This window comes from Chryseobacterium sp. TQ-BC-N36 (genome assembly GCF_058382295.1).
The window spans coordinates 1,956,457-1,970,696 of record NZ_CM178175.1 but is presented as its reverse complement, the minus strand read 5'-3'; the positions used below and the strand labels follow the sequence as shown (position 1 = coordinate 1,970,696).

14 protein-coding genes are annotated in these 14,240 nt (G+C 35.6%); 5 read left to right on the top strand and 9 right to left on the bottom strand.

Annotation, left to right across the window (positions count from 1 at the left end; genetic code table 11):
- Nucleotides 1-2: 2 nt before the first annotated feature.
- Complete coding sequence (locus tag AC3FI7_RS08815; protein ID WP_491461872.1) at nt 3-581, bottom strand: TetR/AcrR family transcriptional regulator; 579 nt, start codon at nt 579-581, stop codon at nt 3-5.
- A 181-nt stretch (nt 582-762) separates the two neighbouring features.
- Between AC3FI7_RS08815 and AC3FI7_RS08810 the strand changes: the two genes are divergently transcribed.
- Nucleotides 763-1,563, top strand: coding sequence for a patatin-like phospholipase family protein (locus AC3FI7_RS08810; protein ID WP_142726225.1), 801 nt, complete (start codon nt 763-765; stop codon nt 1,561-1,563).
- Nucleotides 1,564-1,669: 106 nt separating this feature from the next.
- Here AC3FI7_RS08810 and AC3FI7_RS08805 read toward each other — a convergent pair whose 3' ends face one another.
- Nucleotides 1,670-2,107 carry a hypothetical protein gene (locus tag AC3FI7_RS08805; RefSeq protein ID WP_343659045.1) on the bottom strand — a complete coding sequence of 146 codons (438 nt, stop codon included), beginning with the start codon at nt 2,105-2,107 and terminating at the stop codon, nt 1,670-1,672.
- A gap of 445 nt (nt 2,108-2,552) precedes the next feature.
- Here AC3FI7_RS08805 and AC3FI7_RS08800 point away from each other — a divergent pair, with 445 nt between their 5' ends.
- Nucleotides 2,553-4,496: an SPFH domain-containing protein gene (locus tag AC3FI7_RS08800; RefSeq protein WP_491461871.1), complete on the top strand. Its 1,944-nt coding sequence runs from the start codon at nt 2,553-2,555 to the stop codon at nt 4,494-4,496.
- A gap of 199 nt (nt 4,497-4,695) precedes the next feature.
- On the opposite strand, the gene AC3FI7_RS08795 is transcribed toward AC3FI7_RS08800, so the two are convergent.
- From AC3FI7_RS08795 to AC3FI7_RS08775, 5 genes are all read right to left on the bottom strand, one after another.
- On the bottom strand, nt 4,696-5,187 hold the full coding sequence (locus tag AC3FI7_RS08795) for a hypothetical protein (RefSeq protein WP_142726228.1): 492 nt from the start codon (nt 5,185-5,187) through the stop codon (nt 4,696-4,698).
- Entirely contained in the window at nt 5,187-5,906 is a 720-nt protein-coding gene (locus AC3FI7_RS08790) for an ABC transporter ATP-binding protein (RefSeq protein WP_491461870.1), read from the bottom strand. Before AC3FI7_RS08790 ends, AC3FI7_RS08795 begins: the two co-directional genes overlap by 1 nt.
- A 79-nt stretch (nt 5,907-5,985) precedes the next feature.
- Entirely contained in the window at nt 5,986-6,543 is a 558-nt protein-coding gene (locus tag AC3FI7_RS08785) for a hypothetical protein (protein WP_343659041.1), read from the bottom strand.
- Between the two features lie 376 nt (nt 6,544-6,919).
- Complete coding sequence (locus tag AC3FI7_RS08780) at nt 6,920-7,615, bottom strand: LytR/AlgR family response regulator transcription factor (RefSeq protein WP_491461869.1); 696 nt, start codon at nt 7,613-7,615, stop codon at nt 6,920-6,922.
- Entirely contained in the window at nt 7,608-8,669 is a 1,062-nt protein-coding gene (locus AC3FI7_RS08775; protein ID WP_228451329.1) for a sensor histidine kinase, read from the bottom strand. Before AC3FI7_RS08775 ends, AC3FI7_RS08780 begins: the two co-directional genes overlap by 8 nt.
- Before the next feature lie 187 nt (nt 8,670-8,856).
- Between AC3FI7_RS08775 and AC3FI7_RS08770 the strand changes: the two genes are divergently transcribed.
- The gene (locus AC3FI7_RS08770) at nt 8,857-9,972 is read left to right on the top strand and encodes an acyltransferase family protein (protein ID WP_491461868.1); all 1,116 of its coding nucleotides are present in this window, start codon (nt 8,857-8,859) and stop codon (nt 9,970-9,972) included.
- An 86-nt stretch (nt 9,973-10,058) separates the two neighbouring features.
- Here the strand turns inward: AC3FI7_RS08770 and AC3FI7_RS08765 are convergent, their stop codons facing one another.
- The gene (locus AC3FI7_RS08765) at nt 10,059-11,096 is read right to left on the bottom strand and encodes a serine hydrolase domain-containing protein (protein ID WP_491461867.1); all 1,038 of its coding nucleotides are present in this window, start codon (nt 11,094-11,096) and stop codon (nt 10,059-10,061) included.
- 258 nt (nt 11,097-11,354) lie between these two features.
- Between AC3FI7_RS08765 and AC3FI7_RS08760 the strand changes: the two genes are divergently transcribed.
- Nucleotides 11,355-11,870, top strand: coding sequence for a DUF305 domain-containing protein (locus AC3FI7_RS08760; RefSeq protein ID WP_142726234.1), 516 nt, complete (start codon nt 11,355-11,357; stop codon nt 11,868-11,870).
- Nucleotides 11,871-11,937: 67 nt separating this feature from the next.
- A complete protein-coding gene (locus AC3FI7_RS08755) occupies nt 11,938-12,450 on the top strand; it encodes a hypothetical protein (RefSeq protein ID WP_142726235.1) in 513 nt (170 codons plus the stop codon).
- A gap of 319 nt (nt 12,451-12,769) precedes the next feature.
- Here the strand turns inward: AC3FI7_RS08755 and AC3FI7_RS08750 are convergent, their stop codons facing one another.
- Nucleotides 12,770-14,233 carry a RagB/SusD family nutrient uptake outer membrane protein gene (locus tag AC3FI7_RS08750; RefSeq protein WP_343659033.1) on the bottom strand — a complete coding sequence of 488 codons (1,464 nt, stop codon included), beginning with the start codon at nt 14,231-14,233 and terminating at the stop codon, nt 12,770-12,772.
- Between the last annotated feature and the right edge of the window lie 7 nt (nt 14,234-14,240).

The window sequence follows — 14,240 nt, the reverse complement described above, 5'->3', positions numbered from 1 at the left end:
ATTTATTTTTTGATTTGTTCTATTAAAAAATCGACCATTTCCATCATTTCTTTTTTGTTCTGGGTCAAGTTATAATGACTCCAAAAACTGCTGAAAGAAGACAGGATATACCGGGCAATAATCGGAGATGGGCTTTCACTTTTAAGATCACCATTCTGCTGAGCCTGTACGATTGCTTTTTCTAAAATAGCGTGTAAGGATTTGCCACTTTTCAAGAGGAACTGCCTTACTTCCTGATCTTCCGGAACAATTTCAAAAATGGTCTTTACCGTAAGACAAGCCTTATTATCTGTTATGGTTTGTTCAACAACATCGCGAATGATATTTTCAAGTGCGCTTATACCTTTATTTTTTGCCTGTAACGCTTGGGAATATTGCTCCTCTTTAAAATCAGCATAATTTGACAGGCATTTTAAAAATAAGTCATGCTTATTGCCGTAGGTATCATAAATACTGCTTCTGTTCAGCTTCATTGCATCAACTATATCATGCATAGAAGTCGCATGATATCCCTTTTTCCAAAAGAGATTACGGGCTGATTCCAGCTTTTCTGTATAGTCAAATTCTTTATTTCTTGGCATACTGCAAATATACAATTTAAACCGATCGTTCCAAATTAAATATGTTGTTAATGATTTCTTTAATTATTCTTAAGGGGGCAGAATCTAATTTTTTAATGGCTTTTTATTAAAATAATTTTAAAATCGTCATATTTATAAAAATTAACTTAATTATTTCAGCCTGTTTTCATACATTTATTCTATGAATTTTGAAAGAGTAGGACTTGTTTTATCAGGAGGCGGTACCAAAGGAATCGCTCACGCAGGCGTAATAAAATTCTTACAGGAAAAAAGCATTGAGGTTGACATCCTTTCCTGCTGCAGCGCAGGATCTATTGTAGGATGTCTGCATGCGATAGGAAAAACCCCGGAAGAAATTCTGGAATTTTTCAATTCTGTCTATTTTTTCAACTGGAAACATTTTACGTTTAATCAGCCAGGGTTGGTTTCTTCAGTGATTTTCAGAAACTATCTGAAACCTATTTTTCATGAAATGAAACTGGGAGATCTGGACATCGAAGTGAAAATTGTAGCAACAGAGCTGGTTGCCGGAACCCAGAAAATTTTTGACAAAGATTTTGAGATCGTTGATGCGATCATTGCGTCGTGTTCCATCCCGGGAATAACAACTCCTTACATCATTGGTGACGAAATGTACTGTGATGGTGGGGTATTGAACAATTTTCCGGCAGATATCATCAGAGATGACTGTGATAAGCTGATTGGGGTATTTGTATCTCCACCCAATGAAGCCAAGATCAAAGATCTGAATTCAATCAAAGCAATTGTTTCCCGTTCTTATGACCTTCTTTCCTATAGAATAGAAAGAATAAAATTTGATTATTGTGACTGGTTCATTTCTTCACAGAAGCTCGCATCTTATGGAACTTTTGAGCGTAGAAAAGACAGGTTGGAAGAGATTTTTAATATCGGTTACAAAGCAGCCAAAGAGAGTTATGAATCCAGCGGTTTTTTTACAGAACTAAAACAATCCGGAACATAAAAAATCCCGCAGCAATGCAGGATTTCTGTTTTATAAAAGGTGAATCTGAATAGACAGGCTATATAACTTCCAGCTTCTATCCTCCAGCTTTCAGCCTTTAGGTCTCTTAATTTTTAACCACATATCCGTCCTGACGCACAATTTCACGGTCATTCGCATCATTTACAACCAATGTATAAGGGGCTTTTTTCGGAGAGTCTGTAAGATAATTTCTCCAGATCTGATAGCTGTGTCCTTCATTATTGAAGTTAATATAGTAGTTTCCTCCTGTACCGTCAGGAATCAGCTCTCCGTCGCTGATGATCATGCTGGGCTTTGAAGTGATCTTTGCATTGGCATTCCACGACTGGTAAAGGTACTTACCATTCGGCTGTTTGTCGATTCTGACCTTAAACTTTTTGGTTTTAATAATTACCGTTTTGGGTACCTGCTGGGTTACAGAAGTGGTTATAAAACGATCTGTTTTCAGATTCGGAACTTCTTTGGCAAACGCGAAAGAAAACTGAGTGAAGCACAAGGTTCCTAATAAAATATGCTTTATCATATTGAGTGGTTATTGGTTAACATTTTAGATTCTATCAAATATAAAGCCATTTTTAATTTAGAATATAAATATATCGTGCTGAAAATTAGATTTTTACAACTGCCGGATGCGTGTTTTTAGAAAATAATAATACTGATTTTCAATTTGTTATTGTTGTATTGGTAAAATATTGTCAGTTTCTAAAACAACGGATTACTTTTCTTATGTACATTTGTACCATCAAAGGATCTCGTTCCTTTATTATCAAAATGAAACTAATTAACTTTAAGTTTTTTCTATTAAAAGTATCAGAAATCATCTTCACGATTTTTAATACATCTCCTCCTGTAATTTCTTAATTTTTTTCGAAAGAATTATCACATAATTCGTACTCTGTTTTTTCGTATTCTGAAGAATCAGAGCACAATCCCTGTTTTAAAATTTAATTAAAAAACAAAAACAAACTATGGAATTAGGTTTTCATGGCTGGATGATTCCGGCCGTAATGGCGCTTTTATGCGTACTTTTTTACAAATTCATTTTGAGAATTTTCTTTGGGTTAATCATTGTTCCTCAGGACAAAATCGGTTTGGTGACCAAGAAATTCGTACTGGTCGGTAAGCAGGAACTTCCGGAAGGTAGAATCATTGCAACTAATGGAGAAGCAGGCTTTCAGGCACAGACATTAGCACCCGGCGTTTATTTCGGAAAATGGATATGGCAATATTCTATTGATTTTCAGTCTTTCACCGTGATTCCTACCGGAAAAATAGGTCTTTTATTGGCAAAAGACGGTATAGAGCTGGAAACCGGAAGGATTTTAGGCAGAAAAGTAGATTGTGATTCTTTTCAGGATGCTGAAGCTTTTTTAAAAAACGGGGGAAGAAAAGGCCGCCAGACTGCAATTATAGCACCGGGATCTTACAGAATCAATACATTATTGTTTGAGATAGAACTGACGGATATGACTCAGATACCTGATAATGCAGTGGGAATCATCACAACAATGGAAGGAAGTCCTTTGGAAGAAGGTCAGATTGCGGGTAAAATTATCAATGATCATAATAAGTTTCAGGATGTTGATACTTTTTTGAATAACGGTGGGTATAAAGGCCTTCAGGAGCAGGTAATTCTTGCAGGATCATACTTTCTGAATCCCTGGTTTACAAAAGTAGAAATGGTGAAAATGACAGAGATTCCGATTGGCCATGTTGGAGTAATTATCAGCTATGTAGGAGAAGAAGGAAAAGATTTAAGCGGAGTTGATTTTAAACATGGAAATATTGTAGAGAAGGGGCATAAGGGAGTTTGGGCAGAACCTATTGGTCCAGGAAAATATCCAATTAATCCTTACATTATGAAAGTTGAGCTTGTTCCTACCACCAATCTGGTATTGAACTGGGCTTATGAAAGAAGTGAATCTCATCAGCTTGATAAAAATCTTTCAACGATTACGGTGCGAAGTAAAGATGGTTTCCCTTTCAATCTGGATGTTTCTCAGATCATTCATATTCCCACTTATGAAGCTCCGAAAGTGATTGCCCGTTTTGGAAATATGATCAATCTTGTAAGCCAGGTTTTGGAACCTACTATTGGTAACTATTTCAGAAACTCGGCACAAGACAGTGATGTAATTGCATTTTTGGGAACCCGAAAAGAAAGACAGCAATCAGCAAAAGATCACATCAGCAGTGTTTTGGAACAATACAACGTCAATGCTGTTGATACTTTAATAGGAGCCATTGTTCCACCGGAAAGCCTGATGAAAACTTTAACAGACAGAAAACTGGCGGAAGAACAGAAAATTACTTATGAAACCGAAATGCTGGCTCAGGAAACCCGTCAGGCTTTGGAAAAGGAGACGGCAGTAGCTGATATGCAGAAGGAAATCGTAAAAGCAGATCAGGGGGTAGTGATTGCGGAAAGAATTGCTGATGCATCCGTTAAAAAAGCAACAGGAGATGCCAATTCTGTAAGATTGCAGGCTAATGCGGAAGGAGACAGACTGAAACTTCTGGCAACAGGTGAAGCAGAAAAAACGAGACTTTTGGCAAAAGCTGAAGCAGAAAAAATAGAATTGCTGGCAAAAGCAAGTGCTGAACAGATTTCATTAACAGGTAATGCTGAAGCAGAAAAGATATTGGCCATCGGTAAGTCTAATGCTGAAGCTTACAAATTATCTGTAGAAGCAATGGGTGGAAATAACTTTACCCAATTGAAAATTATGGAAAATATAGCCAGCCAGAATGTAAGAATAATGCCTGAAGTATTAATAGGGGGTAACGGAGATTCAGCGAATGGAGGCATAAGCGGACTTTTGGGACTTCAGCTTTTGGAACAGATTCAGAGGAAAAGTGTAGAAACGGAAGATGACATTGACGCAAAAACGGATAGTAATCCCAAGCCTTAAGGTGAAATAATCCCAAGTCAATTTTTAATAATAAAATAAAGGCTTTCATTTTTAAAAGTGAAAGCCTTTATTTTATTAAGAAATTCTTTTTTTGCAATTATCAAACTGGATTTGCGTAGTGTGCATCCCAATGGAACTGAATATAAGATAAAGTTCCTAGTAATAATTTGTTTTGGTTAAAAATAGATTATGAAAAAAATTATTTAAATATTTCTTTGAACTCATCAATATAAGATAGCTTTTCATAGCCCAAATACTTGAAATTTCTTTGGATGTGATTTTTTACCTTAAAATAATTTTTATGGTAGAATTGTGATATTTTTAAAACTTTCGTTCCTGCTTTGTATAAATAAAGATATTCATAGGTTCCTCCTTTGCCTGTCAAATGGCTATATTTCCAACCCTCTATTTCAGAAATTTTATGAGTTTTAGTTAGAAGTCCGAAAAATTTTTTTACAAAAATATCATTTTGGTTTATTGTTATACTGATACATTTAGTTCTTAGTTCTCCAAAAAAAAGTAATACAAACGAAAAGATAAGTATAGTCGGTATAAATATTCTTGGAAATAAAGGTGTACTAAAATTTTTTGTAATAAAAATTTCAGGAATAATTAAGATAATGAGATATAAAATAAGAATTAAGAGTAATGGTATTAACAATGCTTTAAAAGTAAATTTTGTCTTCATCATTAATCTTCAAGCCTAACCTCAAAACTCTGCGTATAACTCGCAAACGCATCTTCCAGACTTTCAAATTTACCTTTGAACTCATCAATAGGACAGTCCTGAAGAATATTTCCTTTATGAATAAGAATTACCCTGGAGCAAAGCGCTTCCACTTCCTGCATGATGTGAGTGGATAACAAAACAGTCTTTTGTTGTCCGATTTCTTTTACTACATTACGGATTTCGATGATCTGATTAGGATCCAGACCATTCGTAGGTTCATCTAAAATCAGTAAGTCTGGTTGATGAATAATAGCCTGTGCCAGCCCTACTCGCTGTTTATATCCTTTTGACAGCTGTCCGATCTTCTTAGATTTTTCAGGGGTAATTCCTACCAGTTCAATGACCTCATCAACTCTGGAATCAGGGATCTTATGGATATTGGCAACAAACTGAAGGTATTCTTTTACGTACATTTCCAGATAAAGCGGATTGTTTTCAGGAAGAAAGCCTATTTTCTTTTTGCTTTCAATCTCATGATCGGAAATATTTAAGCCGTTAAAAATGATTTCTCCCTGGTCAATTTTCAGTGCACCGACAATAGATTTCATCAGGGTAGATTTTCCGGCACCGTTCGGGCCGAGAAGACCAATGATTTCGTTTTTATCAATAGAAATGTTGATGTTGTCAAGGGCAGTCTGTTCACCAAATTTTTTGGTTAAATTGATTATCTGAAGCGGCATATGTTTAATGTCTTTGTGCAAAAATAAAATAAAAAAACTCATTCGTTGGAATGAGTTTCGCAATATTTATAAAATATCATTATTTTTTTGATTTTTTCTTGGCTCCCCCTGTTGCAGGTGCTGCACTAGAGGCTGTATTTACCGTTCCTTTAGCGGGAGTAATAATAGTGGCAGGTTTATCATATAAAGCATATTTTCCATTGGTTCTGCCAAAAATTTTCTCCACCTGTTTTTGTGTTAAAAACTGTGACTTTCCAATATATTTTCTGTTTTTGTTGATCACCTGAATAAACTGTACCGTCTGCTGACCGTAGTTCTTTTCGTAATGAAGCTCGATGATATCATTAGGAAGTTCCAGTACAATATTCTCATCAGGAACAGAGATAAATCCATCCATGATCAGCTTAAACAATCCGGCAACATCTCCATTAATATTCTGGAAAGAAAATGACCGGATCGTATTCAGATTACTGGTATTCAGATCCTGGTAATTGACAGTAAATTTATCTTCCTTTTTATACAGACCAACGGAATTATCTTTACCAATTTCCACCAAACTTTCACTTTTCAACACTTTAATCTGGGAGAAAACTGAAATACCGAACATACATGTAATAAGTAGAATTATTTTTCTCATGGAGTGAATTTTAATGTTTTATAAATTGGTGCACATAAACTTACTAATAAAAAAGCTAAAACGCAATTTTATTCGTTCAAGCAAAAGTAACATTTTTTTTTAATATTCATATGGAATGATCTGTTGCTGCTATAGATTGTATTGTTTGTTTAATGGGTTGTTAATCATTGGATTATTTATTTTTTTTAAACAGCTGCTTTTTTCAGATTCACACAAATGTACAGTATTGATTTAATGTAATGTATTGAAAAACAGATTGAAAATTAATCAAATAAAGTTGAATTAAAAATTAATTTAAAATAAATGTTAAAAATAAGGTTTTCCCAATCAAAATGCAGAAAATAGCTATGCATTCCATGCTAAATTCTTTATGAGCTTACAACAGTTTGTTTTTGGAAATAGCAGCTATGCACGCATCATACTCCTGCTTATAACTTCTTCCCACAGGAATATAATGACTGCTGACAAGAACTTCATGATTATTGAAACCTGTGATAAAGGCCGAATTGATGATAAAAGACCTGTGTATTCTTACAAAGCCTTTACCGGATACTATTTTTTCCAGATCGGTAATTTTACTTTTTGAAACAAAACTTTCTTTGGTAGCCAGTACCGCTTTGATGTCATTTCCCTGGCTCTCAAAATATACGATCTCGGAAAGGGAAAGTTTCCGATGGATGCCTTCTGTTTTGATCAGGATAAAGTCTTCTTTGTGGGGAGATGTATTTCTCAGTATCCTTTCCACAGCTTTGAAAAAGCGTTCGAAAGTAATTGGTTTCAGGAGATAATCTACCGCTTCCAGTTCAAAGCCTTCGAGAGCAAAATCGCGGTAAGCTGTAGTAAAAATAGTTCCCGGTTTATGAGGTAATGATTTTAAAAAATCAATTCCGTTCAGATGGGGCATTTGGATATCCAGAAACATCAGGTCGATGGTCTGTTTTTGTAATAATTTATAAGCCTGCATAGCATTTTGAGCTGTTCCGAGCAGCTTCAGGTCATGGATTTTTGAAATATGGTTTTGCAGTAATGACGCAGCCAAAGGTTCGTCCTCTACAATGATGCAGTTAATCATAATGAGCAGGCGTTGTTATTTCAACTTTAAAAATATTGTTTTTATTTGAAACCCGGAAGGTGAAATTGCCCTGATAATGATATTGTAATTGCCTTTCTATATTTTGCAGTCCGATTCCTTTTTCATGATCTTTCAGATGATCTGTGAATGTATTTTCAATGGAAAAAACAGAATACTGCTGATCTGTTTTCAGGTTAATTTTTATTTCTGTTGTTTCCGGATTTTTTCCGGCACCATGTTTAAAGGTATTCTCAACCAAAGTAAGATAAAGCAGGGGAGGAATAGTATTTGTTGAGGGTAAAGCAATATGCATTGTAATTTTTAATCTTTCATCAGGATACCTTAGTTTTTCCAGGGCAATATAATGCTTGATAATATCCATTTCATCGGAAATTCGGACCCACTTCTTCTGTCCATTGTATAAAATATAATCCAGCATATCCGAAAGCTGGCTGATGGATTGGGAAGTTTTATCAGAATGGCTTATTGACAGCGAATAAATATTATTCAGGGTATTAAACAGGAAATGTGGATTGAGCTGGGATTTGAGGGATTGGAGTTCCAGCTCTGTTTTTTCCTTCTGCAGCTGGACAGTATGTTCTTTTTCGTCCTTATACCGTATAATAAACATAACCGAGATAAAGATAAATGCTCCGCTGATAATAGGAAAGGTATAGTGAAGAAGAAGGTAAGGAATATCTGTAAAAATATCGAGTAAGCTGTCTTTGTCTTCACTGGTGAACAGGGGTTCAGCTATATAGACAATAAAAAAACGGTTGATGACAGAAATTGTATAAAGGCATAAAATAAGATAGACTGAAAATTCAAGATACTTTTTCCTGTCAAAAAAACAGCGAATCAGAAAAAAATAAATGAAGTTGGCACCCACAATCTGGAAAATCCAGTGGCAAAAATTATAAATGATCATCTCTTTGGAAATTTCACCATCATATTCACCATATATTCTTACCGTTCCGAATACAAAAAGAGCCGTCCAGAAGAGCAGCTGGAAAGAGAGTGTTTGTCTGGTCTGATTTTCTGATTTGATTTTCATCACTGTCAAAAATATAAAATCTGAAACCAGATCAGAGAAAAGATATGCCAAATGATTTAAAATAATGGCGGATGACCCTATTCATAATGCAGACTGCAAATTTTGCTGTCGGAATTAAATAATGCTGTATATGAAACGGATGCTGGAAAACAGATTGAAATTTATCAATATTTGCCTTAAAAAAATAATGAAAGAAAATTCTGAAAGGCTATACGGATTGGATCATCTGAGAACTGTTGCTATTATACTGGTTTTGCTGTATCATTACCGGGCATTTAAACATCCCGGCTGGATTGACAGTATAGGAAGATTCGGATGGACGGGAGTGGATCTTTTTTTTGTGTTAAGCGGTTTTCTGATTTCCAGCCAGCTGTTTAAAGAAAATGAGGGCAACAGAAAAATCAGTCTGAAAACATTTTATATCAAACGGTTTTTCAGGATTTTTCCTGCTTACTTTTTTACGGTTTTTCTGTATTTTACATTTCCCTTTTTCAGAGAAAGAGAAGCTTTATCTCCCATATGGAAGTTTGTTACTTTTACCCAGAATTATGGTCTGGATGTGATCAGCAGAGGGACATTCTCCCATGCATGGTCATTGTGTATCGAAGAACAGTTTTATCTTATTCTTCCTTTGCTGCTTTTAATATTAATCCCCACAAGACTGTTCAGATATTTTGTGGTTTTTATAATTGCTGTTATAGGCTTTTCTATGACGGCCAGAGTAATCGCATGGAATGAATTTATCATAGGAACGGACACTGCTTCCCCGGATTTCTGGAAACTATGGTATATGAAAATATATTATCCTACTCATACGAGGCTTGATGGGCTTGGGATAGGTGTTTTGACCGGATATTTGATGCAGTATTCTTCAGGGTTCAAAAAAACGGTTGAAGCCAATGGAAACAGACTTTTCTTTTTGGGAATTGTACTGTTGGGAATATCTTTCTGGGTATGTAATGAACAGGCTTCAAAAACAGCTTCCATATTCGGGTTTACGTTGGTAGCTGTAAGTTTTGGATTTATTCTGATGGCAGCAGTTTCTCCATCATCTTTCCTGTATCGGACAAAATCTTATATTACTGCTCAGCTGGCAGCTTTATCTTATGCTGTTTATCTTTCGCATAAAGGAATTATTCATCTCGTACAGGAAGGATTTGATTATTTTAAACTTGAGACATCAGACAATATAAGTCTTATTGTATGTCTTTTTACTTGTATACTTGGAGGCGTATTCTACAGGTTTGTGATAGAAAAACCTTTCTCTGTTCTTAAAACAAAGGCTTTAAAAAGAATTGTATAATATCTACCATCTTCGGGATTGATTTTCAAAAATTGAATGCTGTTTATTTTAAAAGCGTTTGGCAGATACTTTTTAATAGTTTTGGGCTATTTAGGCGTGATTACTTTCAGAACGGCATTCTTTATCGCAGTTTCTTTGAAACTCCAGTATTCACGGTTTTCAGGCATTTGATTTTCAAGAATAATGAGAGTAGTATCTGTGGAAGGAAAATAGGTGTTAAGGCAGGTGAAGCCATCTCCAAGACCCGTTACTGCATAATAATCCAGCCCTGCCTCTTTGATAAATCTTATATTATACCCGAATCCCATACTTTCCTTCCCGAAAACATTGTGTTGAGAGGTTGTGGAAGGTGTCATCATCTTTTTTTGAAATTCAGGTGAGAGAAGTTTTCCTTTAAATAATGCCTGATCCCACTTTGCCAGATCCAGTACCGTGGAAATGACGCCTGCGGCGGGTGCTATGTCATCATTCAGGAAGGTTTCCTTTACTTTTTCAAACGTATTGTTCCCGTTCATATAACCTGGGACAACGGATAAGTTATTTTTTGCATCATATACCGTTGTTTTGTCCATTTTAAGCCTTCTGAAAAGTGTCTGAGCCAATTCTGTAAAGCTTTTCCCTGTTGTGTTTTTAAGGATTTTTCCCAAAAGCATATAAGAAAGATTTCCATATTTGAACTGAGAACCGGCCTTGAAAGCTGCTGGCTTTTCAATGTCTGTGATTCCATGGGTATGATTCAGAAGATGATGCACCGTCACAGTATCAGCCCAGGTTTGGGTAAGGGAGGGAAGATATTTTTTGACAGGAGTATGAAGATTCAGTTTTCCCTGTTCGGCAGCCTGCAAGATCAAAACAGCGGTAATCTGCTTTGAATTGGACATGATTTCAAACTGATCATCTGTTTTCAGAGGAATTTTCTTTTCGAAATCTTTATACCCATTGGATTTCAGATATTGTATTTTTCCTTTTTGGGCAACCAAAACAACACCATTGAACGCTATGGGACTGGAAGCCGTTATAATACTGTCAATTTTATCAATATATATGTCTTTTTTCTGAGCTGTTACGGTAATAGCTAACAGTGTAGAAAATATACCTGTGAAAAATAATTGTATTTTGGTCATTACTTATGCTGTATTACTGAAAATTGAAATACTCTGAACGGTTGTCCAAAGATTTAAGTTTCCAAATATATCTTTTTCTCAGGATTGAACAAATAATATTTTCGTCAATCCGTATGAGTACAAGCATAAACCCACCGTATAAATATACTTACTTTTATACTTAGTTTTTGAATATTATCAGGATCAGCTGCTATTCAATAATGTTTGACTTGTTTGACTGTGCTATTCAGAAATGATAATCAATTAAATTTCTTTTTTATGGAAAATACACAGCATAAACATGGAATATTTTCTTCCGGAAACGCTGAAAAGCATTCAGAGCCCTCTTCAATGTACAGACAATTTGTGCTGATGGCTTTTATAATGTTCTGCGTCATGTATATCATTATGTATGCGATGATAGACAGCCTTCGGAATCTTATTTCAAATATTAATAATCTATATATGACACTGCTGATGACCTCAGCGATGCTTCTTATTGAATTGTGGATCATGCGAAAGATGTATACCAGCAGAGCAATAAACTGGGCCATCGTAGTTATTGCTGTGGCAACAGGTGTTTTTTCATGGTTCGGAATCAGGGAACAGATGAATGTAGATGACAGACAGTTTGTAAAAAGTATGATTCCCCATCACGCCGCCGCTATTTTAATGTCTGAAAAAGCCCATCTCAGCGATCCTCAGCTGATTACGCTGCAGAAAAATATCCTTAGAACCCAATCCGAAGAAATCCGATTGATGAAACATAAGCTCAGAGAATTTGAAAAAAGGTAGGATGGGAATACTATAAATAATAAGGATATTATTATTCTATTCAGAATATTTTAATAATTTAGTTTCCATGAAAATTAAAATTATTGGTCTTTCTGTACTTGTTTTCTCTGTTATTTCCTGTAAAAAAGATAAAGAATATCCGAAATATGCCGAATTGGAGTCAGGTAACGGAAGCTATACACTTTTTATCAAAAACGGAATTTTCGAATTTTTAAAAACGGAACGTATAAGCTATGATCAGATCGTAACTGCTCCTTTCTCAGAAGGTAAATATGAGATATCTGGAAATGAAATAATTTTAAAAAGTGATAAAGGAAAAAAATACACTTTCAAAATTGGGAACGACGCTGAACTGATCCCGGATAAAATGGATTCCCTGAAAGACCTGAAAGGATTATATCCTGTTCAGATTCTTCATAACAACAAAATGCCGAAAGAAATGGGACGTCTGGATTCTTTAGGAAGAAAAAATGCTTTATGGCTTTACTTTAATGAAAAAGGAAAGGTGGTTAACCAGAGGTTATATAAAAATGGTGAGCTAGTGAAAGATCATTACAAATCTGATATTGTTATAAAATAAAGAATCTGCAAGAGACTTGAAAATAGACAGTATTCAATTTTATTGCAGATAAAATCCTTGCGCCTTATATCAGCCTTCTTCATAGAATTTTACGTCTTTGCGTTTCCAATTATACCTTTCTTATTTGTATTTTTTTGGAAAATCGCAAAGCTTTTTTAATTCTATGTATAATTTTAAGGCGTGAAAAATCAAAGATTTTAACAAGTAAAAGTCAAAAAAATATCAGCACCTTACTTTAGTCAATAAAAAAGGCACCACTTACAAGTAAATGGTGCCTCGTCACTGAATATATTTGAATGTAAAATTGTTTTTTGTTTATCTACTCATTCTGCTTGATTTGTGGGTTATTATTAATCTCTTTGTTAGGAATCTGGAACCTGAATTTATCCGGTGTCAGATTGAATCTTCCAAAAGTATGGTTGGTTCCTGTGTATATACGCTCTAATGGGATATTTAATCTTTTCATATCGAACCAAGCATAGCCTTCACCCCAGAGTTCTATTCTTTTCTGGAGAATAATTTCATTGATCAGTTCACTGCCTGACTTGGTAGATAGGGTATAAGCCTGATCTCTTTTTGAAGTAATATCAAATAATACCTGTCTTGCTTCTGCTTCTCTTCCCTGTCTGGCCAGGGCTTCTGCCTGAATATAATAAAGAGAAGAAGCCCTGATGTAGATATAATCTCCTTCAAAAAGCGTAGGATCTTTAAACTTCCAGCTTACATAAGGCGGATAATTTTTAGTTTTTCCATTAAAGGTATATGCTGCATTCTGGCTGCCATTGAACACTTTCTTACGGTAATCTGTGGCCGGAATAGCTTCATAAAGGCGTTTGTCTATCAGCTTACGGATCTGCGCTGCTCCTGCATAGCCTTCATTGGTATTATCAAACATAGAAAAAAAAGAGGCATAGTAATTTCCGATACTCATCGTAGAAATTGTATTATGAAAACCCCATATTACCTCCGGATTATTAATGTTGGAAAATCCGGTAGTGGTATAGTCATCTTCCGTCATCAGAGTAATTCCCTGCTTACTTTCCCCTGCGTATTGGGCTGCTTTGATATAATCTCCTGTTTCCAGGAATATTTCGGCTGCAATAGCCTTAGCGGTTCTTTGATCGATCTGGGCTCTGGATGGACGGGAATAAGTATCTAAAAGTGAAACAGATTCCTCAATATCTTTCTTGATTTGTGCATACACCTCAGCAATCGTTGATCTTGGAAGACCCTGGCCTGGATTACTGGCAGTAAGAACCAGTGGAAGTCCCGGTTCAGACTGATGTCCGTTATAATCATGAGCATAGAAACGAACCAGATAAAAGTAGGAATAAGCTCTCAAAGCAAGCAGCTGTCCTGCGATGGCTCTGTTTTTTGCATTGGCATTTTTATCCAAACCGTCAAGCAGTTTGTTGATCACAAATATTCTGGCATAGAAAGTAGTCCATACAATTTCAGAAGCGATATTGCTGGCATTGGTGGCTTCATAGTTATAAAACATTCCCAGATGCTGGTTGGTAGACTGGATGACATCGTTAGACATCAGATCAGCACCCGCTTTGATTCCCATGATTCCGAAATCTGAGTGAACCGTAGTACCGCCGGCCCCGTTGCTGCGAAGATCAAGATAGATTCCGCCCAGTATTTTTTCCGGGCTGTTAGCGTCGTTATTTAGCTGTTCCCCGGAAATATCTCCTTCCGGTAACGTGTTGAGATCATTGGCACAGCTGGTAGTAATAAAACCTATAGTTACCGCTGCAATAAAATATTTTATTTTGTTCATTCCTGTT

Excerpts from the sequence above, each read along its gene's own strand:
- AC3FI7_RS08815 (WP_491461872.1), bottom strand. The coding sequence starts at position 581 with ATGCCAAGAAATAAAGAATTTGACTATACAGAAAAGCTGGAATCAGCC.
- AC3FI7_RS08810 (WP_142726225.1), top strand. The coding sequence starts at position 763 with ATGAATTTTGAAAGAGTAGGACTTGTTTTATCAGGAGGCGGTACCAAA.
- AC3FI7_RS08805 (WP_343659045.1), bottom strand. The coding sequence starts at position 2,107 with ATGATAAAGCATATTTTATTAGGAACCTTGTGCTTCACTCAGTTTTCT.
- AC3FI7_RS08800 (WP_491461871.1), top strand. The coding sequence starts at position 2,553 with ATGGAATTAGGTTTTCATGGCTGGATGATTCCGGCCGTAATGGCGCTT.
- AC3FI7_RS08795 (WP_142726228.1), bottom strand. The coding sequence starts at position 5,187 with ATGATGAAGACAAAATTTACTTTTAAAGCATTGTTAATACCATTACTC.
- AC3FI7_RS08790 (WP_491461870.1), bottom strand. The coding sequence starts at position 5,906 with ATGCCGCTTCAGATAATCAATTTAACCAAAAAATTTGGTGAACAGACT.
- AC3FI7_RS08785 (WP_343659041.1), bottom strand. The coding sequence starts at position 6,543 with ATGAGAAAAATAATTCTACTTATTACATGTATGTTCGGTATTTCAGTT.
- AC3FI7_RS08780 (WP_491461869.1), bottom strand. The coding sequence starts at position 7,615 with ATGATTAACTGCATCATTGTAGAGGACGAACCTTTGGCTGCGTCATTA.
- AC3FI7_RS08775 (WP_228451329.1), bottom strand. The coding sequence starts at position 8,669 with ATGAAAATCAAATCAGAAAATCAGACCAGACAAACACTCTCTTTCCAG.
- AC3FI7_RS08770 (WP_491461868.1), top strand. The coding sequence starts at position 8,857 with ATGAAAGAAAATTCTGAAAGGCTATACGGATTGGATCATCTGAGAACT.
- AC3FI7_RS08765 (WP_491461867.1), bottom strand. The coding sequence starts at position 11,096 with ATGACCAAAATACAATTATTTTTCACAGGTATATTTTCTACACTGTTA.
- AC3FI7_RS08760 (WP_142726234.1), top strand. The coding sequence starts at position 11,355 with ATGGAAAATACACAGCATAAACATGGAATATTTTCTTCCGGAAACGCT.
- AC3FI7_RS08755 (WP_142726235.1), top strand. The coding sequence starts at position 11,938 with ATGAAAATTAAAATTATTGGTCTTTCTGTACTTGTTTTCTCTGTTATT.
- AC3FI7_RS08750 (WP_343659033.1), bottom strand. The coding sequence starts at position 14,233 with ATGAACAAAATAAAATATTTTATTGCAGCGGTAACTATAGGTTTTATT.